Origin of the sequence: Nocardiopsis sp. NPDC006139 (assembly GCF_040614155.1) — a bacterium.
Lineage (GTDB): Bacteria > Actinomycetota > Actinomycetes > Streptosporangiales > Streptosporangiaceae > Nocardiopsis > Nocardiopsis changdeensis.
Window position 1 is genome coordinate 297533 of record NZ_JBEXTT010000005.1, and the last position, 19352, is coordinate 316884.

Here is a 19352-nt window from a genome sequence, read left to right on the forward strand (position 1 = left end):
GGAAATGACAACGGTTGTCATAGTAGAGGGCGTACGTCCCCGGTGGGAGGGGGACGCGGGAACAGGGTCCGGTGGGCGCCCCCGCCGCGAGGAGGAGGAGCGGACGGGGGCGCCCGGACCGCGGGGCGGCGGAGGCTACCAGCTGGACTTGGTCACGCCGGGCAGTTCGCCGCGGTGGGCCATCTCGCGGAAGCGGATGCGGGAGAGGCCGAACCTGCGCAGGTGGCCGCGGGGGCGGCCGTCGACGGAGTCGCGGTTGCGCACGCGGGTGGCGCTGGCGTCGCGCGGCTGGCGGCGCAGTTCGGCCGCGGCGGCGGCGCGGGTGTCCTCGTCGGTGTGCGGGCTCTTGATGAGGCGCTTGAGTTCGGCGCGGCGCTCGGCGTAGCGGGCGACGACGGCCCTGCGCTGCTCGTTGCGGGCGATCTTGCTCTTCTTGGCCATCAGACCTTCTCCCCCCGGGCGCGGATGTCGGCGACCACGCGCTCGATGCCCCGGGCGTCGATGACCTTCATGCCCTTGGTGCTCACCCTGAGCTTGACGAACCGCTGCTCGCTGGGAAGCCAGTACCGCTTGGTCTGGATGTTGGGGTCGAAGCGGCGCTTGGTGCGCCGGTGGGAGTGGGAGATCGTGTGGCCGAAGGCCGGCGCCTTGCCGGTGACCTGGCAGATACGGGACATGGTGGACTCCTTCGGGGTCAGCGGGCGGACTGCGGTCCGGGGTAGGGGAGCAGGGCCATCTCGCGGGCGTTCTTGACCGCGGCGGCGATGAGCCGCTGCTGGCGGGCGGTGACCCGGGTGACGCGGCGGCTGCGGATCTTGCCCTTCTCGGAGATGAACCGGCGCAGCAGGTCGACGTCCTTGTAGTCGACGTAGTCCAGGTCGCCCAGCGGGTTGGCGAACTTGCGGGGTGCCCTCTTCTTGTCGGGGCGGCGGTCGGCCACGGGGTGTCCTCTCAGTTCTCGGCGGCGGCGAACGGGTCGTCGGCGAAGGCGGTCTCGTCGTCGGTGGTCAGGCAGGAGTCGAGCAGGGCGGTGAGCCGGCCGGCGTCCAGGTCCACGCCGGTGAACGCCAGGTGCTGGCCCCGGTCGCCCACCGCCGGGTCCCAGTCCAGGAGGGCGGCGGTGCGCCGGGCCTCGGGCACCATCTCCAGGGCGGCCTCGGGCAGTGCCGCCAGCCAGGGGCCCGCGGCGGCCACGGTGGCCAGGTCGCGGTGGGAGTCCCACACCAGGACGGTGTCGGGGCGGCTGCCCAGCCACAGGCGGCCGCGGCCGCGCAGGGTCATCGACACCAGGTCGTCCATGGCCTCGTGCAGACGGGCGGGGTGCAGCGGTCGGCGCCGCGACCACACCACGGTGCTCACCCGCCCGGTGGTGCGGCCGCAGTGGTGGGCGCCCAGCGGGTCGCAGCGGTTGTGCGCGGCGGCGGTGTCGAACCGGCCCGCGGTGAGGGCGGAGGTGTCGTCGGGGTCCAGGACGGCGGCGGCCGGGTTGAGGTGCTCGACCAGGGCGCGGGCCTCGGCCAGGTGGCGGCGGCCGTGCAGGGCGATCGCGGTGGGGTACTCGATCTGGGCGGTGAGCACCTCGCTGACGGCGCGCTCGTCGTTCTCGGCGATGTCCAGGCCGCGGTCGACGAGGTCGTCGTGGCAGGCCAGGTCGGGCAGCAGCCGGTCGGCGTCCACGGCGGTGACGACGGCGGTGAGGGTCAGCTCGGGCTGCGCGGCCACGGCCTCGGAGACCGTGCGGGGTTCGACGCCGTCCCAGGCGTCCACCACGCACAGGTCGTACTCGCCGATGGCGGCCGTGGCCAGCAGGAAGGGGACGAGGTCCTCGCGCAGGGTGCACGAGGCGCAGGCGTGGACCAGGTGGACGGGGTCGCGGCCGAGCTCGCCGCGGTGGTCGCGGGTGACCCGGGTGACGGCTCCCTCGCCGATCTCCGACAGGTCGTGGTGGACCACGAGGGTGCGGGGCAGGCCCAGGGCCGCCTCGACGGCGCGCTCGCGCGCACGGCGGTGCAGGCCGGTGATCACGGCCACGCGCATGGTCGCCTCCTCTCATTGAAAATGAAAACCGTTTTCAAAACATACACGACACCGCCCGGGGCCGTGACCTCGGGGGCGCGAGCCGCCTCCCGCCCGGCCGCCCGGGGGCGCCGACGCGCCCGCGGGTGCGGCCCGAGGCCGACGGGTGTGCTCCGGGCTCCGGGAGTTCGTGCGGGCACGGCCCGGCACCCGGAGGGCGGGCCGGGCGGGCGGGTCAGCCTGTGGCGGGTTCGGCGGCGGGGTCCGCGGTGCTCCGGGCCGGGGCGGGTCGGGGCGAGGAGAAGGTGCGCCCGCCCGGGGCCAGCGCCGCCAGGGCCGGGGCGGTCGCGCAGGCCAGGGCGCAGGCGACCAGGACCGGGCCGGCGCCCCAGGCGGCGGCCGCCGGGCCGATCAGCGCCAGGCCCACCGGGGCCAGCCCGTAGGAGAACAGGAAGTCCAGGGAGGACACCCGGGCCAGCTTGTCCGGGGCGACCTCGCGCTGCACGGCCGTGAACCAGGGCACGTTGAACAGCTCGATGCCCACCCCCACCACCGCGTACGCGGCCATGACCACGACCGGGCCCACCGGGGCGACCAGGCTCAGCGGGGCCAGGGCGTACAGGCCCAGGCCCGCCAGGGCCGTCCACCCCTGGGCGCGGGGCTTGAAGCGGGACACGATGACCGCGCCCAGCAGCGCGCCGGCGGTGTAGGCGGTCAGCGCCCCGGCCAGGACGGCCTCGCTGCCGTAGTGGTCGCGGCCGGCCACCGGCAGCAGGACGCCGGTGGCGGAGTAGCCGGTGGCGATGACGACGGTGAGCGCGCCCAGCCCGGCCAGGAACCAGGGGTGGCGGCGGGCCTCGGCCAGGCCGTCCAGGAACTCGGTGTGGAAGGGCGCGCGGGCGCGGGCGGGCGGGGCGGAGGCGCCGCGGGCGGGGGCCAGGGCGGCGACCAGCCACAGCACGGCGGTGCCCAGCAGCAGCACCCACAGCCCGGTGACCAGCGCCAGCAGGGCGGTCAGCCCCGGGGCCACCAGGGTGCTGACCCGGGTGGAGAACGTCAGGGCGGCGTTGGCCTGCTGCCGGTGGTGCTCGGGGACGACCTCGGCGGTCAGCGCCTGGAAGGCGGGGCGGCAGGCGCCCTGGCCGGCGCCCACCACGGTGGCGGCCGCCGCCATGAGGGCGGTGGAGGAGCCCATCCCCAGGACGATGACGGGGGTGGCCAGGGCGGCGGCCAGCCCCGACCAGAGCACGACCGCGCGCCGGGAGTACCGGTCGGCGAGCAGGCCGCCCGCCGGGACGGCCGCCAGGAAGCCCGCGGTGCGCAGGGCCAGGACCAGGCCCAGGTCGATGGCGGTGAGGGAGCCGTCCAGGACGGCCAGGCCCAGGATGAAGGGGAGCGCCCAGGTCGCCAGCCCCGAGGCCGTGGTGGCGCTCCACAGGCGCCAGAAGGCGGGGTCGCGCAGCGGGCCGCCCGGGCGGGCGGCGGGTTCGGTGTTCGGCGCCGTTGTCGAGGACACGCGGTGGTTCTCACTCTCCGGAAGGCGGTGATGGCTGCTCGTCCACTGTAGTGAAAACGATTATCAGTAGCGACCTTGTCGGGGACATCTGCTCCCGCGGCGGGCCTGCGGCGGCTCCGGTGGGCCGGAAGTGGCCCGCTTTCGCGGGGGGAGAAGTGGGAATGTCCGTTCCGGGCGCGGCACCCCGCGCCGGTGGGTGCGGGGCGGATCACGTTCCGTGTTCTCACGATTCGATGACAACGATTTTCATTTCCTCTATAGTGCCGCTCAGGACGACCCCCTTCCCGAAAGGAACCGCGTGGACCGTTCGCTCATCGCCACGCTGCCGCCCCCGCTCCCGGCCGCGCAGATCATCGACCTCAACCGGCCCCGCGCCGACCTGGCCACCCACCGGACCCACGAGTGGAACGGGTGGGCCCTGGACGTTCCCCCCGGTGTCTTCCTGCCCGGCGCCACCAGCCGCATGATCCACCAGAGGATCCTGGAGGACGCCATCGACGTGCGCGGCCGCCGCTACGCCGCCATGGGCTGCGGCCTGGGCGTGGAGGCCGCCGTGGCCGCCCTGCGCGGCGCCCGCGCCGTCCACGCCCTGGACGTGCACCCCGCCAGCGTCGCCGCCGCCGAGGCCGTGTACCGGACCGTCGTGGGCGACACCGCGCCCGGCACGGAGTTCACCGCCCTGGTGTCCGACCAGTTCTCCGCCGTGCCCCCCGGCACCGTGTTCGACGTCGTCACCTTCAACCCGCCCGCCGTCAGCCAGGTGGTGAGCACCGACCCCGACGTGGTGCGCAACGTGTGCGTGGGCGCGCCGGTGACCGACGCGTTCTTCACCCAGATCGCCGAACGCGGCCTGCTCGCCCCGGGCGGGGAGGTCCACCTCATCGTCTCCAACACCGCCGACCTGCGCGCCATCATCGGACGCGCCGCCGACCTGGGGTTCACCGCCGAGGTCGCCCACCTGCACGACTGGGAGGACGGCGTGCTCACCTACCTGTTCCGCCTGACCCGGGAAGGGAACGCGTGAAGACCCTCAGCGACCTGTTCGAGGCGGCCCGCACCTCCCCGGCCCCGCTGCCGGTGGCCACCAGCGTGTTCTGGGTCCACCACGGCACCCGCCTGGCCGGGGGCGACGTCACCTACCTCAACCGGTACGTGCTGGTCCGGGTCGGCCCCGCCTTCGGCGCCTGCGCCTTCGAGGACGGCGAACTCGACCCGGCGGTGTGCGCCGAGGCGTCCGGGCGGCCCCTGGGCGAGCTGCTCGCCGACGACCTCCCGCAGCCGCTGCGCCTGGCGGCCCTGGACGCCCACCTGGCCGCGGCCCTGCCCCACCACCGCGACCCGCGCGCCGAGGCCGTCACCCTGCCCGAGGGCACCCCCGAGCAGCGCGCCGTCGCCCGCGACGCCGCCATCGCCGGGCTGCTGCCCGACCCCGAGGGCCGCCGGATCGGGCTGATCGGGGTGGTCGACCCGCTGGTGGCCGCCATCCGCGAACGGGGTGGCGAGTGCCTACCCTGCGACCTCAACCTGCGCCGCACCCGGTGGGGGGACGAGGTCGCCCCGTCCATGGACGGGGTGCTGGAGGAGGCCGACGCCGTGGTCGCCACCGGCATGACCCTGGGCAACGGCAGCTTCGACACCATCCTCGCGCGCTGCCGCGAGCGCGGGATCCCGCTGGTGGTGTACGCCCAGAGCGGTGCCGCCGCCGCCCGCGCCCTGCTCGGCGAGGGGGTCACCGCCCTGTCCGCCGAACCCTTCCCGTTCTCCCAGTTCAGCGCGGTCCCCACCGCCCTGTACCGGTACCGCGCCGACGGGGCGGGGGCCGGTTCGTGACCACCGGCACCGGCCGCGCCGCCTGCCACCACGGAGAGATCGTCCAGGGGGTGTTCCTGGACCGGGGCGGCCGCCCCCGCCGGGGCCTGGTCACCCTGCCCATGGCCGACCCCGTCACCGAGGCGGTGTTCACCCCCCGGCCCGGCACCCCCGCGCACCGCATGAGGGTGTACCCGCCGGGCCGGGTCAAGGCGGCCCGCGCCGCCGCACTGGCCGCCGCCGAGTGCGCGGCCCGCCGCGCCCGGGTGTGCGGGGGGACGCTGCGGCTGCGCGGCGGGGCCCCCACCGGGCTGGGCCTGGGCTCCTCCACCAGCGACGTCACCGCGGCGGTGCGCGCGGTGTGCGCCGCGTTCGGGGTGGACCCCGCCCCCGCCACCGTGGCCCGGATCGCCGTCGCCGCCGAGGGGGCCAGCGACCCCATCATGTGGGAGGGCGGCCGGGCGCTGCTGTTCGCCCAGCGCGAGGGCCGGGTCCTGGAGGACCTGGGCGCCCCGCTGCCGCCCCTGGTCGTGGTGGGCTGCCTCACCGGCGGGGGCGCACCGGTGAACACCCTGGGCCTGCGCGCCCGGGTGGACCGGGGCGAGGCCGCGGTCCACGAGCGCCTGCGCGCCGCCCTGCGCGCGGCGGTGGCGGCCCAGGACGCCGCCGAGGTGGGGCGGATCAGCACCGAGAGCGCCGTCCTGAACCAACGGGTTCTGCCCAAGCCGGAACTGGGGACGCTCAAGGGCGTCGCCCGCCTGTGCGGGGCGGTCGGCGTCCAGGTCGCGCACAGCGGCAACGTCGCCGGTGTGCTCTTCGACGCCCGAGCCGACGACCTGGGGGCCCGGATCGACACCGCCCTGGAACGGTTGCGCGGGGCGGGCCTCGTCCCCACCCGGGTCTTTCCCACCAGCCCCCCGACCCCTGGAGAGACGACGTGGACGACCACGTGTGCGAGACCCTTGGCAGACCGGACCTGATCGACCTCGGCGGCGGGCTGGTGTGCCTGCGGTTCGAATCCATGAAGGTGGCCTCGGCCGCGGCGGCCGTGCGCCACCTGCTCGACACCGGGGTCGTGCGCCCCGGCGACACCCTGATGGACAGCTCCAGCGGTATCTACGCCTACGGCCTGGCCCTGGCCTGCCACCGGTACGGGCTGCGCTGCCACATCGTGGGGTCCACCACCATCGACCGGACCACCCGGGTGCAGCTGGAGATCCTGGGCGCCACCCTGGAGCAGGTGCCGCCCTCCGACGACCTGCGGTTCGACCAGAGCCGGCGGGTCGCCCGGGTGCGGGAGCTGCTGGCCGAGCACCCCGACTACCACTGGATGCGCCAGTACCACGACTCGGTGCACTACCTGGGGTACCGGGCGGTGGCCGACCAGATAGCCAAGGAGCTGGACCCCGCCCCGCTGACGGTGGTCGGCGGGGTGGGGTCGGGCGCCTCCACCGGGGCGCTGGCGACGTTCCTGCGCGAGCGGGCGCCCGACACCGAGCTGGTGGGGGTGCAGCCCTTCGGCAGCGTCACCTTCGGCGGGGAGGCGGTGCGCGACAAGGAGATCATCATCGCGGGGATCGGCAGCTCCATCCCCTTCGGGAACGTGGACCACACCCTGTACGACGTCGTGCACTGGGTGGGGTTCGACGCCGCCCTGGCCGGGAGCGTGGCGCTGCTGCGCGAGCACGCGGTGTTCGCCGGGCTGTCCGGCGGGGCCGCGCACCTGGTGGCCCGCTGGGAGGCGCGGCGGGCGCCGGAGCGGCGGGTGGTGTTCGTGGCCGCCGACACCGGGCACCGGTACGTGGAGTCGGTGTTCGCCCGCCACGGCGAGGCGCCGGACGCGAGCACACTGGAGCCGGTGGCCGTCCGCGACACCGCCGGGCTGACGGCGCCCTGGTCGCGTATGGAGTGGGGACGGGCGCCCGCCCCGGCCCGCGCCGTGCACGCCGAGGAGTGAACGGCCCCGCCCGCGGCCGGGGCCGGACCGCGCCCGGCCGCGGGCGGCCGCCGCACCCGCGTGCGGCCGGCGGTGGGTCCGGGGATGCGCGCACCGTCGCGAGTCAAGGTCCGGGCAACGGAAATCTGTTCGGATTTTGCTTTGAAAAGCGGAGATGGTTGTAAGATTTGTTGGAGGCAACGGATTCGGTTGCCGGGTGAGGGGGCTCCATCAGGTTGGGGAACGGCGCCGCGCGCGTCCTCCCCGGGCGGGGCCGGACGGTGTCTCCTCACCACACAGGCCCCTCCCCCTCTCCTCTCTTCCCTCTTCCGTCCCCGGACACGGGTGCGCCCCCGCCGCGACGCGGCGGGGGCGCACCGCCGGGCGCTACTCCAGGACGGCCAGGAGGTCGCCGCCGTCCACGCGCTGGACGCGGTCGACCGCCACCCGCGCGACGGTGCCCGCCACCGGCGCGGTGATCGCCGCCTCCATCTTCATCGCCTCGATCGTGGCGACCGTGGCACCGGCCTCGACCGCCTCACCGGCGCCCACCACCAGCGTCACCACGCCCGCGAAGGGCGCCGCCACGTGCCCGGGCACGTTCTTGTCGGCCTTCTCGGCGGCGCGCACCGCCGAGGCCAGCGACCGGTCCTGGATCTGCAGCGGCCGCAGCTGGTCGTTGAGCCGGGCCAGCACGGTGCGCACCCCGCGCTCGTCCGGCTCGCCCACCGCCTCCAGCTCGATGAGCAGCCGCACCCCCGGGTCCAGGTCCACCGTGCACTCCCGGCCCTGGCGCAGGCCGTAGAAGAAGTCGGCACTGGAGACCACGCTCGTGTCGCCGTAGGCCGAACGGTGCTTCTGGAACTCCTCCGTCGGCCCCGGGAACAGCAGCCGGTTCAGCGTGGCGCGCCGGTCCTTCTCCAGGCCCTCGCGCTGCTCCTCGTCCAGTTCCACCACCGGGCGGGCCGCCGGCCGCCCCTGGAGGGCGCGGGTGCGGAACGGCTCGGGCCAGCCGCCCGGGGGCACCCCCAGCTCGCCGCGGAGGAACCCCACCACCGAGTCGGGGATGTCGAACCGGGACGGGTCGGCCTCGAAGTCGGCCGGGGACACCCCCGCACCGACCAGGTGCAGCGCCAGGTCGCCCACCACCTTGGAGGAGGGGGTGACCTTGACCAGCCGGCCCAGCATCCGGTCGGCGGCGGCGTACATCGCCTCGATCTCCTCGAAGTGGTCGCCCAGCCCCAGCGAGATCGCCTGGGTCCGCAGGTTGGACAGCTGGCCGCCGGGGATCTCGTGGTCGTACACCCGGCCGGTCGGCGAGGACAGGCCCGCCTCGAACGGGGCGTAGACGCGCCGTACCGCCTCCCAGTACGGCTCCAGGTCGCCCGCGGCCGCCAGGCTCAGCCCGGTGCTCCTGTCGGTGTGGTCGAAGGCCGCGATGATCGCCGACAGCGACGGCTGGGAGGTGGTCCCGGCCATGGACGCCACCGCGCCGTCCACGGCGTCGGCGCCCGCGTCCACGGCGGCCAGGTAGGCGGCCAGCTGGCCGCCCGCGGTGTCGTGGGTGTGGACGTGCACCGGCAGGTCGAACTCCCGGCGCAGCGCCGCCACCAGAGTGGCCGCCGCCGGGGGCCGCAGCAGGCCCGCCATGTCCTTGACCGCCAGGATGTGCGCTCCGGCCTCCACCGTCTTCTCGGCCAGGCGCAGGTAGTAGTCGAGGGTGTACAGCTCCTCGGCCGGATCCGACAGGTCGCCGGTGTAGCACAGGGCGACCTCGGCGACGGAGGTGCCGGTGGCGCGGACCGCTTCGATGGCCGGGCGCATCTGCTCCACGTCGTTCAGGGCGTCGAAGATCCGGAAGATGTCGACGCCGGTGGCGGCGGCCTCCTCCACGAACGCCGCGGTGACCTCGGTGGGGTAGGGGGTGTAGCCGACGGTGTTGCGCCCGCGCAGCAGCATCTGGAGGCAGATGTTGGGGACGGCCTCGCGCAGCGCGGCCAGCCGCTCCCAGGGGTCCTCGGCCAGGAACCGCAGCGCCACGTCGTAGGTGGCACCGCCCCACGCCTCCAGGGACAGCAGCTCGGGCAGGGTGCGCGCCACCACCGGGGCGACCGCCAGCAGGTCCTTGGTGCGCACCCGGGTGGCCAGCAGCGACTGGTGGGCGTCGCGGAAGGTGGTGTCGGTGACCGCGACGCGCGGCGACTCGCGCAGCCACCGGGCGAACCCCTCCGGGCCCAGGTCGGCCAGCCTCTGCCGCGACCCGGCGGGCGGCGACCCGGCCGGGAGCTCCGGCAGCTTCACCGACGGGTCGATGAGGTGCGGGCGCTCCCCGTGCGGCTTGTTGACGGTGACGTCGGCCAGGTAGGTGAGCAGCCGGGTGCCGCGGTCGGCGGAGGGCCGCGCCGTCAGCAGGTGCGGGCGCTCCTCGATGAAGGACGTGGTGACCCGGCCCGCCTGGAAGTCCGGGTCGTCCAGCACCGCCTGGAGGAACGGGATGTTCGTGGCCACGCTGCGGATGCGGAACTCCGCCACCGCCCGGCGGGCCCGGTTGACGGCGGTGGTCAGGTCCCGGCCCCGGCAGGTGAGCTTGACCAGCAGCGAGTCGAAGTGCGGGCTGATCTCGGTGCCGGCCGCCGCGGTGCCGCCGTCCAGGCGGATGCCCGAGCCGCCGGGGGAGCGGTAGGCGCTGATGATGCCGGTGTCGGGGCGGAACCCGTTGGCGGGGTCCTCGGTGGTGATGCGGCACTGGAGCGCGGCCCCGCGCACCACGATGGTGTCCTGGGAGATGCCCAGGTCGGCGAGGGTCTCGCCGGAGGCGATGCGCATCTGGGACTGCACCAGGTCGATGTCGGTGACCTCCTCGGTCACCGTGTGCTCGACCTGGATGCGCGGGTTCATCTCGATGAACACGTGGGAGCCGTCCGCGCCCACCAGGAACTCCACGGTCCCGGCGTTGCGGTAGCCGATGCGCCGGGCGAACCGGACGGCGTCGTCGCAGATCCGCGCGCGCAGCTCCGGGTCCAGGCCCGGCGCGGGGGCCAGCTCGATCACCTTCTGGTGGCGGCGCTGGAGGGAGCAGTCCCGCTCGTACAGGTGCACCACGTTCCCCTCGCCGTCGGCGAGGATCTGCACCTCGATGTGGCGCGGGTCGACGACCGCCTTCTCCAGGAAGACGGTGGGGTCGCCGAACGCCGACTCGGCCTCGCGCATGGCCGCGGCCAGGGCCTCGGGCAGCCGGTCGGGGCGGTCCACCCGGCGCATGCCGCGGCCGCCGCCCCCGGCGACCGCCTTGACGAACAGCGGGAACCCGATCTCCGCGGCGGCCCCGACCAGGGCGTCGGCGTCGGCGGAGGGGGCGGAGGAGGCCAGGACCGGCACGCCCGCCTCGCGGGCGGCGGCCACCGCGGTGGCCTTGTTGCCGGTCAGCTCCAGGACGTCGGCGGGCGGGCCCACGAACGTGATCCCGGCCTCGGCGCAGGCGCGGGCCAGCTGCGGGTTCTCCGACAGGAACCCGTACCCGGGGTAGACGGCGTCGGCCCCGGACTCGCGGGCCGCGCGGACGATCTCGTCGACGGAAAGGTAGGCGCGGACCGGGTGGCCCGGTTCACCGATCTGGTAGGCCTCGTCGGCCTTGAGCCGGTGCAGTGAGTTGCGGTCCTCATGGGGGAAGACCGCGATGGTCCGGGCGCCCAGTTCGTAGGCGGCGCGCAGGGCCCGGATGGCGATCTCGCCCCGGTTGGCCACAAGCACTGTACGGAACATGGTGTCCTTCTGGTCGGTGGGAACGGCACGGGCCGCATCGCGCGTGCGCCACCGGCCCCGTCGACGGTGGGCGCATCCCGTGTACGCCCCGCACGTTTGCAGGGGTAACCTAACCGGCGCGGTCCCCGGGGCCGGCGACCGGCCCCCGGCGGCGGGGCGGGGGCGCGGTGCGTTCCCAGGGTCCTGCCCGCCGCGGGGCCCGGCCGAACCCCGCCGCGGCGCGGGGTCAGTCCCCGAACGCCGCGCTGTCGAAGGAGGCCAGGTCCTCGCGTCCGTCGGTGACCCACCAGCGGGCCGGGGAGGGCGTCCGGGGCCCGGGCGAGTAGGAGAGCAGGAGTTCGTCGGAGCCGTTCGCGTCGTGGTCGGCGCAGCCCTCCAGGCCCGCCACGCGTTCGGTCCCGGAGCCGCCGGCCAGCGGGCCCTCCTCGGGGCCCGAGCGCACCAGGGGCGGGGTGTCGGCGATCCGCAGGGCCCCGTCGGCCCAGTGCACGGTGTCGACCCCGTGCCCGGCGCGGCCCACGGCGGCCTCCCGGGTGCCGTCGCCGTCGGTGTCGCACAGGGCCAGGGCGCGGGTGCCGCCGTAGGCGGCGGTCGCCTCCCCGGGCAGGTCGAGGCCGACCGGGTCGCCCGGGTCCGCGGTGAGGGGGCCGGGGTAGAGGTTGAGGCGGTGGTGGACCTCAGGGGGCTCGGTCTCGTACCCGGGCTCGTTGTTGCGGTTGCCGTCGTCGCCCACGACGAGGTCGGCGGCGCCGTCCCCGTCCAGGTCCCCGAAGGCGGCCATGGACCCGCCCACCGTGTCGGCCTGCGCCCAGCCGGCCGGGTCGCCGGGGCCGGTCAGGAGCAGGGTGTTGCTCGTCTGCTCGCCGTCGCTGGAGTGCTGCACCAGCAGCGGGGAGCCGCCGGTTCCGCCGGTTCCGGCGGGGCCGGCGACCAGGGAGCCGATCCAGGACGGGAAGGGGCGCGAGCCGGTGCGGGCCGGGGCCCCGTCCGGGCCGATCGGGCCGTACAGCACGGTGATCTCCTCCTGCCCGCCGGTGCCGTCCTCGCGGACCAGCGCCAGGTCGGCCGCCCCGTCGGCGTCGAAGTCGCCGACCGCGGCCGGGGGCCACCCCGACGGCGACCTACCGTCCTCGGGCAGGGCCAGCGGGACCGGGTCGGCGCCGGGCCCGGTGGGGCCGCCCCGGTACACCGCGTGCACCGCGGGGCCGTCCTCCCCCTCCGGGTGGTGGACCAGGGGGATGTCGGCGAACCCGTCCCCGTCCAGGTCGGCGGCCTCCCCGCGGGTGCCGTCGCCGCCGGTGCCGGGAACGGCCACCGCGCGGACCGGCCCCGGGTCCAGCACGGTGCGCGTGGCGGGGTCCAGGCCCCGGGCGGAGCCGTACACGACGATGACGCGGTCGGCCGTGTCGGTCAGCCTCTCGGTGTCCATGCCGGCGGCGAAGACCAGGTCGGGGTACCCGTCGCCGTTGACGTCCCCGGCCGTCCGCGACCCGGTGCCCTCGGGGACGGGGGCCGACGGGTGGTCGCGCACCTGCTCCGCCCCCTCCCCCCGGTCGCCGTCGGCGGCGGGGCCGCTCCCGCAGGCGGTCGCGAGCAGGGCGCACAGCAGCAGGGGGAGGGGGCGGTGGCGGCGGGGCATGGGACTCCGATCGAGGGGGTGTGCGGGGAGGATACCCGCCGCCCCGCCGGACACACGGCGGTTCAGGCGCGCCCGGCCTCGTACACCCGCAGGTGCAGGTCGGCCAGCGCGAACATCGGCGTGGGCACGCCCAGGGCGCGGCCGCGCGCCACCAGGTCGCCGATGATGTGGTCGGCCTCCACCGGGTTGCCGTGGGTGAGGTCCCAGTACAGGGAGGTGGTGGTCCCGGCGGTGGTGTCGCCCAGCATCCGGTCGGCGCGCTCGCGCACCTTCGGCCGGACCGGGTACCCGGACGCGGCGGCGACGGCGGCGGCCTCCTCGAACACGGCCCGGGAGAACTCCCGGCCGCCCTCGGCGGAGTTGATGCGGCCGATGGGGCCGCGCATCAGGCAGTTGCAGGCGCCCATGCTCGCCAGGAACACCCACTTGTCCCACAGCTCCTGCACCGCGTCCTCGGCGGCGGTCGCGGAGAACGTCCCGGTGTCCAGGGCGGCGTGCACCGCGTCCAGGGGGACGACGGGGGTGTCGGAGACCGGGCCGTAGATGAGCTGGGCCATCCGGCCGACCTCGACGATCTCGCCGTTCTCGCCCAGGCGGGTCTGCACCATGGCCACTCCGCCGTACACGCGGTCGGCGCCGAACCGGTCGATGAGGGCGTCCATGTGCCGCATGCCGTTGAGGAAGGGCAGCACGGCGGTGCCGGGGCCCACGGCGGGGGCGATGTCCTTGAGCGCCGCGTCGAACCCGTAGGACTTCACGGCCAGGACCACCAGGTCGTAGTCGGGGGCGAGGGTGTCGGCGGTGACCGCGGTGACGGGGACCGTCTCCACGGAGCCGTCCAGGTCGCGCACCTGCAGGCCGTGCTCGTTCAGGAGGTCGGCCCGGGCCGGGCGGACCAGGAAGTCGACGTCCCGGCCCGCCTGGACCAGGCGGGCCCCGAAGTAGCCGCCGACGGCGCCCGCGCCCACGACAAGGATTCTCACTGTTGCTCCCATGGAGTGGTTCGTTGAACATCGAACAACGTAGGGCCATGGGATGGCTCGCGGCAAGGCCGGGGCGGGTCCCGCCGTCCCGCGCGGGCGGGGCCGGGGCGGCCCCGCCCGCGCCGCCGGTCAGAAGTAGCGGGGGGTGAGGTCCTCGGACGGCCAGGTGCCGACCGCGTTGACCGCCGACCACAGCTTGGGGTCGATCTCGCCCCAGTTCAGCCCGTCGCCCTCGCCGCGCCGGTTGAACAGCGCCGCGATCGTGTACCCGTTGGACCGGGCCAGGAACGTGTACGTGCCGGGCATGCTGCCGAAGTGCCAGGTGTTGCGCCCGTTCGCGGTCGGCCGCACGTACCAGCCCAGCCCGTAGTGGGTGGCCCCGCCGCCGGTCTCCGGGACCGCCATCACCTCGTCGATGGACGCGGGGGTCAGCACCCCGGCCGCGCCGGGGGTGTCGTAGACGGTGCAGTACCGCACGAGGTCGACAGCGGAGGCCACCCACCCGCCGTTGCCCAGCTGGTTCTCCAGGTTGAACCCGCCGTAGGGGGTGGGGACCTTCGCGCCGGAGGCGTCCAGGACGGTGGTCGCGGTGTACTTCGACTCGTAGCGCACCTCGCCCGCCTGGCCCTGCGCGAGCGAGCGCCCGGCGCGCATGCGCGCCACGTCCACCGGCCCCAGGACGTCCGAGACCGTGAAGTCCTCGAAGGTCGAGCCGGACACCGCGGCGATCACCCGCGACACCAGGAGGTAGCCGTAGTTGCTGTAGGAGTACGCCGTCCCCGGGGCGGCGTCGAGCGGGAGGCCGCTGACGTGGGCCACCACGTCCTCCTCCGAGAGCGGCAGACCGAACCCCGACTCGGCGGCCAGGGCGTGGTCGCGCCACAGGGGGTCCCCGGAGACGTCCCGGTTCCAGCCGCCGAGGTGCTGGAGGGCGCGCCGGACGGTGACCTGTCCCAGGCGGGGGTCCGCGGTCCGGCCCGGCAGCGGCGACAGGTCGACGAAGTCGCCGACCGGGGCGTCCAGGTCCAGGTCGCCGCGCTGGGCCAGGAGCATCGCGGCGGTCCCGGCGATGTTCTTGCTCAGGCTGGCGATGCGGAACACGTCGGTCTCCCGGGTGGTCGCCACCGCGGGGTCGGCCCAGGTGTAGCCGCGCGCCAGGGCGATCCTGCCCTGGCGGGACACGGCCAGCGACCCGGCGCTGATCCCGCGCGCCTGCATGTAGTCGCGCATGACGGTGTCGAAGTGCGCCATGGCGGGGACGTTCGGGCCCGAGGTGCGCCAGGTCCGCTCGGCGGCGTGCGCGGGCAGGGCGTCGGCGGCGAGGACCGCCGCGCCGAGCCCGGCGGCCAGGGCCAGGGCCCTGCGGCGGGAGGGGGCGGGGGCCTGCTGCTCGTGGGTGCCGTACGGCAAGGAGGGGCCTTTCAAAGAAGGTGGGGCTGCGGGGCCTTCTCTGGCGGGGGCACGGGGAGAAGCGGGGGAACCCGGAGAAGGTACCGACCCCGGCGCGCCGGGTCAACGCCGTTCCCCCGGGTCCGTGCGGCGGCGCCCCGGGACCGGGGGATACCGTGGCCGGGACCGTACCGGGCCCGGTCGTGGAGCGGCCGCTCCGCGGCCCGACCGCGCGCCCGCCGCGGCCGCCGCGGGGGCGGCCGGCCCCGACCGACCGAGGAGCAGTGAATGGGATTCCCGAAGGCGCTCGACCACCTGGTGTACGCGGTGCCCGACCTGGCGGAGGGGGTCGACGCGTTCGAGGAGCTGACCGGGGTGCGGCCGGCCCCGGGCGGGCGGCACCCGGTGGGGAGCGCGAACGCGCTGGTGGCGCTCACCGTGGGCGGCGAGCGGGCGCCGCACTACCTGGAGGTCATCGGGCCCGACCCCGAGCGGGCCGATCCGGGGCCGGTGCGGGTGTTCGGGCTGGCGTCGCTGGAGCGGCCGCACCTGGCCACGTTCGCGGTGGGGGTCGCGGACCTGGCCGCCGCGGTGGCGCGGGCCCGCGCCGCGGGCCACGACCCGGGCGACGCCGAGCCGTGGTCGCGGGCCACTCCGGACGGGCGCGAGCTGCGGTGGTCGCTGGCGAAGAAGGAGAGCGAGCGGTATCCGGAGCCGGTGCCGTTCCTCATCGACTGGGGCGGCACCCCGCAGCCGGGGCTGGGCGACCTGCCCGCGCTGGAGCTGGTGTCGCTGCGCGCCGAGCACCCGGACCCGGGCGCGGCGGGCCGGGCGCTGGCGGCGCTGGGCGTGGACCTGGACCTGGCACAGGGCCCGGAGCCCCTGTTGGAGGCCGTCCTGCGCGGCCCGAAGGGGGAGTTCGCCCTGCGGTGAACCGCGACCCGCTGTGAGGCGGTGACGGGGCGGACCCGCCCCCGTCCGGACCGGTGCCCTGAGGCGGGTGTGGTCACGCTCCCATATACGGGAACGGCCGTCAGGTCACGCCTCGGCGTCGGATCCCTACAGCCCTTGACCCGTTGTGCGCGGACTGCAAAGGATGGCACGGCAGACGGCTTTTGTGATCCACGACACGATGGGCGGGCGCCTTCGTGAGACGGCCCCGCCGCTCCGGGAGGAGAGATCATGCGTGCACGGCGGTGGTCGGTCGCGGCGGGAGCGCTCGGGTTGGCGCTCGTGGCCTCGGGGTGCGGGGGCGGCGGGGACGGGGGCGGCGACCAGGTCGAGGTGTTCTCCTGGTGGACCGGCGGCGGCGAGGAGGCCGGCCTGAACGCGCTCATCGAGCGCTTCGAGGACGAGAACCCCGACATCGAGTTCGTCAACGCCGCCGTCGCCGGCGGCTCGGGCACCAACGCCCAGGCGGTCCTGGAGGGGCGCCTGCAGAGCCAGGACCCGCCGGACTCCTTCCAGGGGCACGCCGGGGCCGAGCTCCAGGACTACATCGAGGCGGGCTACCTCAGCCCGCTGGACGACTTCTTCGAGGAGCAGGGCCTGCACGACGCCCTGCCCGACCAGCTGGTGGAGCAGATCACCTACGACGGCAGCGTCTACTCCGTCCCCGTGAACATCCACCGCTCCAACGTGATGTGGTACAGCCCCGCGGTGCTGGAGGAGGCCGGGATCGAGGCCCCGCCGCAGACCCCCGAGGAGCTGGTGGAGGCGCTGGAGACCGTCGCCGAGGAGACCGACGCCATCCCCATGGCGGTGGGCGCCCAGTGGACGGTCGACCACCTGCTGGAGTCGGTGCTGCTGGGCTCGCTGGGCACCGACGCCTACAACGCCCTGTGGGAGCCCGGCGCCGACTGGGACACCCCCGAGGTCGCCGCGGCGCTGGCCACGTTCGACCGGATCATGGAGCACACCCAGGAGGAGTCGGCCGCCGAGGACTGGCAGGAGGCCGCGCGCCGGGTCGCCGACGGCGAGGCCGCCTTCAACATCATGGGCGACTGGGCCGCCGGGTACTTCGACGAACTGGGAGCGGTCCCGGGCGAGGACTACGACTGGGCCGCCTCCCCCGGCACCGAGGGCACCTACATGTGGCTCTCCGACAGCTTCACCCTCCCCGTGGGCGCGCCCAACGAGGAGGCGGCGCTGACCTGGCTCGCGCTGGTCGGCAGCCGGGAGGGCCAGGACATCTTCAACCCCCTCAAGGGCTCCATCCCCGCCCGCGAGGACGCCGACCCCGCCAACTACGCCGACAGCCCCTACCTGGAGTCGGCCCTGGCCGAGTGGCAGGCCGGGCCGGAGCTGGCGGGCTCGTTCTGGCACGGGGTCACGGTCGGCAACCGGTGGAAGAACGACGTCGACACCGCAGTCGGCCTCTACCTGGGCGACGGCGACGTCGAGGCGCTCCAGGACGCGCTGGTCACGGCCGCGCGGGCCGAATGAGCACGTCGCCGAACCGGTCCGGGGCCGCCGTCGGCGGCGGCCCCGGCCGCACCTCCGGCGGAGGCCCGCGCCCGGCGCCGCGCCGCGCGCTGCACCGGGCCCGCGCCTGGCTGCCCGGGCTGCTGCTGGTCTCCCCGTCGATCCTGCTCATCGGCGTCTTCGTCTACGGCATGATCGGCTGGAACCTCCGGTTGGCGCTCAGCGACAAGCACGCGCCGATCCAGGAGGGCGAGTTCGTCGGCCTCGCCAACTTCGTCGCGCTGTGGCAGGAGGCCCGCTGGCCGGCCGCGGTGGGCAACGCGGTCGTGTTCACGGTGGTGTTCGTCGGCGGCGCCCTGGTGCTGGGCTGGCTGCTGGGGCTGCTGCTGGACAAGGGCATCCGCGGCGAGCCGGTCTTCCGCACCCTGTTCCTGGCGCCGATGGCCGTGTCCTTCATCGCCACCGGTGTGGTGTGGCGGTGGCTGATGAACCCGGCCCCCGCCGAGCGCGCCACCGGCCTGAACGCCCTGTTCGTCCACTTCAACCTGGACTTCCTGGTCAACGACTGGTGGACCGCGCCGGACCTGGGGATGGCGGCGATGGCGCTGCCCGCGATCTGGCAGCTGGCCGGGTACATCATGGCGCTGTTCCTGGCCGGGTTCCGCGGGGTGCCCGAGGAGCTGCGCGAGGCGGCCCGGGTGGACGGCTGCTCGGAGTGGGGCGTGTACCGGCACGTGGTCATGCCGCAGCTGCGGCCTGTCCTGCTCAGCGCGGTGATCATCCTGGGCCACATGTCGCTGAAGGTGTTCGACCTGATCATCGCCATCGCCGGACAGCAGATCGTCGCGGACGTGCCCGCCGTGTACATGTGGGCGATGGTGTTCGAGGTCCGCGACCCGGCCAAGGGCGCGACCATCGCCTCCTACCTGCTGTTCGCGGTGGCGCTGTTCGTCGTCCCCTACCTGGTGTGGACGGTGCGCAAGGAACGGAGCGAGGGCCGTTGAGTGTTCAGAGCGCGCCCGACCGGGTGACCGCGCCCGGCGGCCGGGCGGCGGGGACCACCCGCCGCGGGCAGGCGGTCAAGTTCGCCGTCCTGTTCGCGCTGGCGGTGCTGTTCCTGCTGCCGATGTACGTGCTGCTGGTGACCGGGTTCAAGCCCTTCGCCGAGGCCACCGCGGCCCGGGCGTGGTCGCCGCCCCAGACCTGGAGCACGGAGGGCTGGGCGGCGGCCTGGGAGGCCCTGTCCTCGGGGCTGCGCAACAGCGTGGCGGTGGCGGTGCCCAGCGCGGCGGTCTCCGCGGTGCTGGGGTCGATGAACGGCTTCGTGATGGCGCGCTGGCGGTTCCCCGGCGCGGACACGGTGTTCACGCTGTTCCTGTTCGGGATGTTCATCCCCTACCAGGCGGTGATGATCCCGCTCCAGCAGATGCTGGTGGGCGCGAACCTGATGGGCGGGGTGTTCCCGCTGATCCTGGCGCACACCGTGTACGGGATCCCGATCTGCACGCTCATCTTCCGCAACTACTACGCGGGCATCCCGCGGACCCTGATCGAGGCGGCGCGCGTGGACGGGGCGGGCATGCTGCGGACCTACGCGTCGGTGGTGCTGCCGGTGTCGGCGCCGGCGTTCGCGGTGACGCTCATCTGGCAGTTCACCTCGGCGTGGAACGACTTCCTGTTCGCGGTCTTCCTCACCGGCCCCGGCAGTTGGCCGGTGACGGTGCAGCTGAACAACGTCGCCGGGTCGATGGTGGTGCCCTACAACCAGCAGATGGCCGCGGCGGTGCTGGCGTCGCTGCCCACGCTGGTGGTCTACCTGGTGCTGGGCCGCTACTTCATGCGCGGCCTGATGGCCGGGGCCCTCAAGGGCTGACGCCC

At 74.9% G+C, this 19352-nt stretch carries 17 protein-coding genes; 8 read left to right on the top strand and 9 right to left on the bottom strand.

Going from position 1 to position 19352, the window contains the following annotated elements; all coding sequences use genetic code 11:
- Positions 1-135: 135 nt before the first annotated feature.
- The 5 genes from rpsN to ABZ249_RS09210 form a co-directional block, all read right to left on the bottom strand.
- On the bottom strand, positions 136-441 hold the full coding sequence (rpsN, locus tag ABZ249_RS09190; protein ID WP_220561468.1) for a 30S ribosomal protein S14: 306 nt from the start codon (positions 439-441) through the stop codon (positions 136-138).
- Positions 441-677 carry a 50S ribosomal protein L28 gene (gene rpmB / locus ABZ249_RS09195; protein WP_220561467.1) on the bottom strand — a complete coding sequence of 79 codons (237 nt, stop codon included), beginning with the start codon at positions 675-677 and terminating at the stop codon, positions 441-443. The genes rpsN and rpmB overlap by 1 nt, the downstream gene beginning before the upstream one ends.
- Before the next feature lie 17 nt (positions 678-694).
- A complete protein-coding gene (gene rpsR / locus ABZ249_RS09200) occupies positions 695-940 on the bottom strand; it encodes a 30S ribosomal protein S18 (protein WP_355259490.1) in 246 nt (81 codons plus the stop codon).
- 11 nt (positions 941-951) lie between these two features.
- Positions 952-2037 (bottom strand): GTP-binding protein, encoded by a 1086-nt coding sequence (locus ABZ249_RS09205; RefSeq protein WP_355259493.1) that lies wholly within the window; start codon positions 2035-2037, stop codon positions 952-954.
- A gap of 214 nt (positions 2038-2251) precedes the next feature.
- Positions 2252-3532 carry an MFS transporter gene (locus ABZ249_RS09210; protein WP_355259496.1) on the bottom strand — a complete coding sequence of 427 codons (1281 nt, stop codon included), beginning with the start codon at positions 3530-3532 and terminating at the stop codon, positions 2252-2254.
- Between the two features lie 298 nt (positions 3533-3830).
- On the opposite strand from ABZ249_RS09210, the gene ABZ249_RS09215 reads away from it, so the two are divergent.
- From ABZ249_RS09215 to ABZ249_RS09230, 4 genes are read left to right on the top strand one after another with little or no spacing between them, the layout of a single operon-like run.
- Positions 3831-4556: a methyltransferase gene (locus tag ABZ249_RS09215; RefSeq protein WP_355259499.1), complete on the top strand. Its 726-nt coding sequence runs from the start codon at positions 3831-3833 to the stop codon at positions 4554-4556.
- Positions 4553-5362, top strand: coding sequence for a DUF364 domain-containing protein (locus ABZ249_RS09220; RefSeq protein ID WP_355259502.1), 810 nt, complete (start codon positions 4553-4555; stop codon positions 5360-5362). Before ABZ249_RS09215 ends, ABZ249_RS09220 begins: the two co-directional genes overlap by 4 nt.
- Positions 5359-6321, top strand: a complete 963-nt coding sequence (locus ABZ249_RS09225; protein ID WP_220561462.1) for a GHMP kinase — start codon at positions 5359-5361, stop codon at positions 6319-6321. Before ABZ249_RS09220 ends, ABZ249_RS09225 begins: the two co-directional genes overlap by 4 nt.
- Positions 6279-7298, top strand: a complete 1020-nt coding sequence (locus ABZ249_RS09230) for a pyridoxal-phosphate dependent enzyme (RefSeq protein ID WP_355259505.1) — start codon at positions 6279-6281, stop codon at positions 7296-7298. Before ABZ249_RS09225 ends, ABZ249_RS09230 begins: the two co-directional genes overlap by 43 nt.
- A 366-nt stretch (positions 7299-7664) precedes the next feature.
- Here the strand turns inward: ABZ249_RS09230 and ABZ249_RS09235 are convergent, their stop codons facing one another.
- The 4 genes from ABZ249_RS09235 to ABZ249_RS09250 all read right to left on the bottom strand — a co-directional run bounded on the left by ABZ249_RS09235 (position 7665) and on the right by ABZ249_RS09250 (position 15071).
- Positions 7665-11039, bottom strand: coding sequence for a pyruvate carboxylase (locus ABZ249_RS09235; RefSeq protein WP_220561460.1), 3375 nt, complete (start codon positions 11037-11039; stop codon positions 7665-7667).
- A 226-nt stretch (positions 11040-11265) separates the two neighbouring features.
- Entirely contained in the window at positions 11266-12678 is a 1413-nt protein-coding gene (locus ABZ249_RS09240) for a VCBS repeat-containing protein (protein ID WP_355259509.1), read from the bottom strand.
- A 62-nt stretch (positions 12679-12740) separates the two neighbouring features.
- Positions 12741-13661, bottom strand: coding sequence for a ketopantoate reductase family protein (locus ABZ249_RS09245; RefSeq protein ID WP_355259512.1), 921 nt, complete (start codon positions 13659-13661; stop codon positions 12741-12743).
- Between the two features lie 129 nt (positions 13662-13790).
- Entirely contained in the window at positions 13791-15071 is a 1281-nt protein-coding gene (locus ABZ249_RS09250; RefSeq protein WP_355259515.1) for a serine hydrolase domain-containing protein, read from the bottom strand.
- 267 nt (positions 15072-15338) lie between these two features.
- Here ABZ249_RS09250 and ABZ249_RS09255 point away from each other — a divergent pair, with 267 nt between their 5' ends.
- From ABZ249_RS09255 to ABZ249_RS09270, 4 genes are all read left to right on the top strand, one after another.
- Positions 15339-15983, top strand: coding sequence for a VOC family protein (locus tag ABZ249_RS09255; protein WP_355259517.1), 645 nt, complete (start codon positions 15339-15341; stop codon positions 15981-15983).
- A 249-nt stretch (positions 15984-16232) separates the two neighbouring features.
- Complete coding sequence (locus ABZ249_RS09260; protein WP_355259520.1) at positions 16233-17495, top strand: ABC transporter substrate-binding protein; 1263 nt, start codon at positions 16233-16235, stop codon at positions 17493-17495.
- Entirely contained in the window at positions 17492-18478 is a 987-nt protein-coding gene (locus ABZ249_RS09265) for a sugar ABC transporter permease (RefSeq protein ID WP_355259523.1), read from the top strand. Before ABZ249_RS09260 ends, ABZ249_RS09265 begins: the two co-directional genes overlap by 4 nt.
- Positions 18475-19347: a carbohydrate ABC transporter permease gene (locus tag ABZ249_RS09270; RefSeq protein ID WP_355259526.1), complete on the top strand. Its 873-nt coding sequence runs from the start codon at positions 18475-18477 to the stop codon at positions 19345-19347. Before ABZ249_RS09265 ends, ABZ249_RS09270 begins: the two co-directional genes overlap by 4 nt.
- The last annotated feature ends 5 nt before the right edge of the window (positions 19348-19352 follow it).

Bases quoted from the DNA above. Each gene is read 5' to 3' on its own strand.
- rpsN (WP_220561468.1), bottom strand. From the start codon at position 441: ATGGCCAAGAAGAGCAAGATCGCCCGCAACGAGCAGCGCAGGGCCGTC.
- rpmB (WP_220561467.1), bottom strand. From the start codon at position 677: ATGTCCCGTATCTGCCAGGTCACCGGCAAGGCGCCGGCCTTCGGCCAC.
- ABZ249_RS09205 (WP_355259493.1), bottom strand. From the start codon at position 2,037: ATGCGCGTGGCCGTGATCACCGGCCTGCACCGCCGTGCGCGCGAGCGC.
- ABZ249_RS09235 (WP_220561460.1), bottom strand. From the start codon at position 11,039: ATGTTCCGTACAGTGCTTGTGGCCAACCGGGGCGAGATCGCCATCCGG.
- ABZ249_RS09240 (WP_355259509.1), bottom strand. From the start codon at position 12,678: ATGCCCCGCCGCCACCGCCCCCTCCCCCTGCTGCTGTGCGCCCTGCTC.
- ABZ249_RS09255 (WP_355259517.1), top strand. From the start codon at position 15,339: ATGGGATTCCCGAAGGCGCTCGACCACCTGGTGTACGCGGTGCCCGAC.
- ABZ249_RS09260 (WP_355259520.1), top strand. From the start codon at position 16,233: ATGCGTGCACGGCGGTGGTCGGTCGCGGCGGGAGCGCTCGGGTTGGCG.
- ABZ249_RS09265 (WP_355259523.1), top strand. From the start codon at position 17,492: ATGAGCACGTCGCCGAACCGGTCCGGGGCCGCCGTCGGCGGCGGCCCC.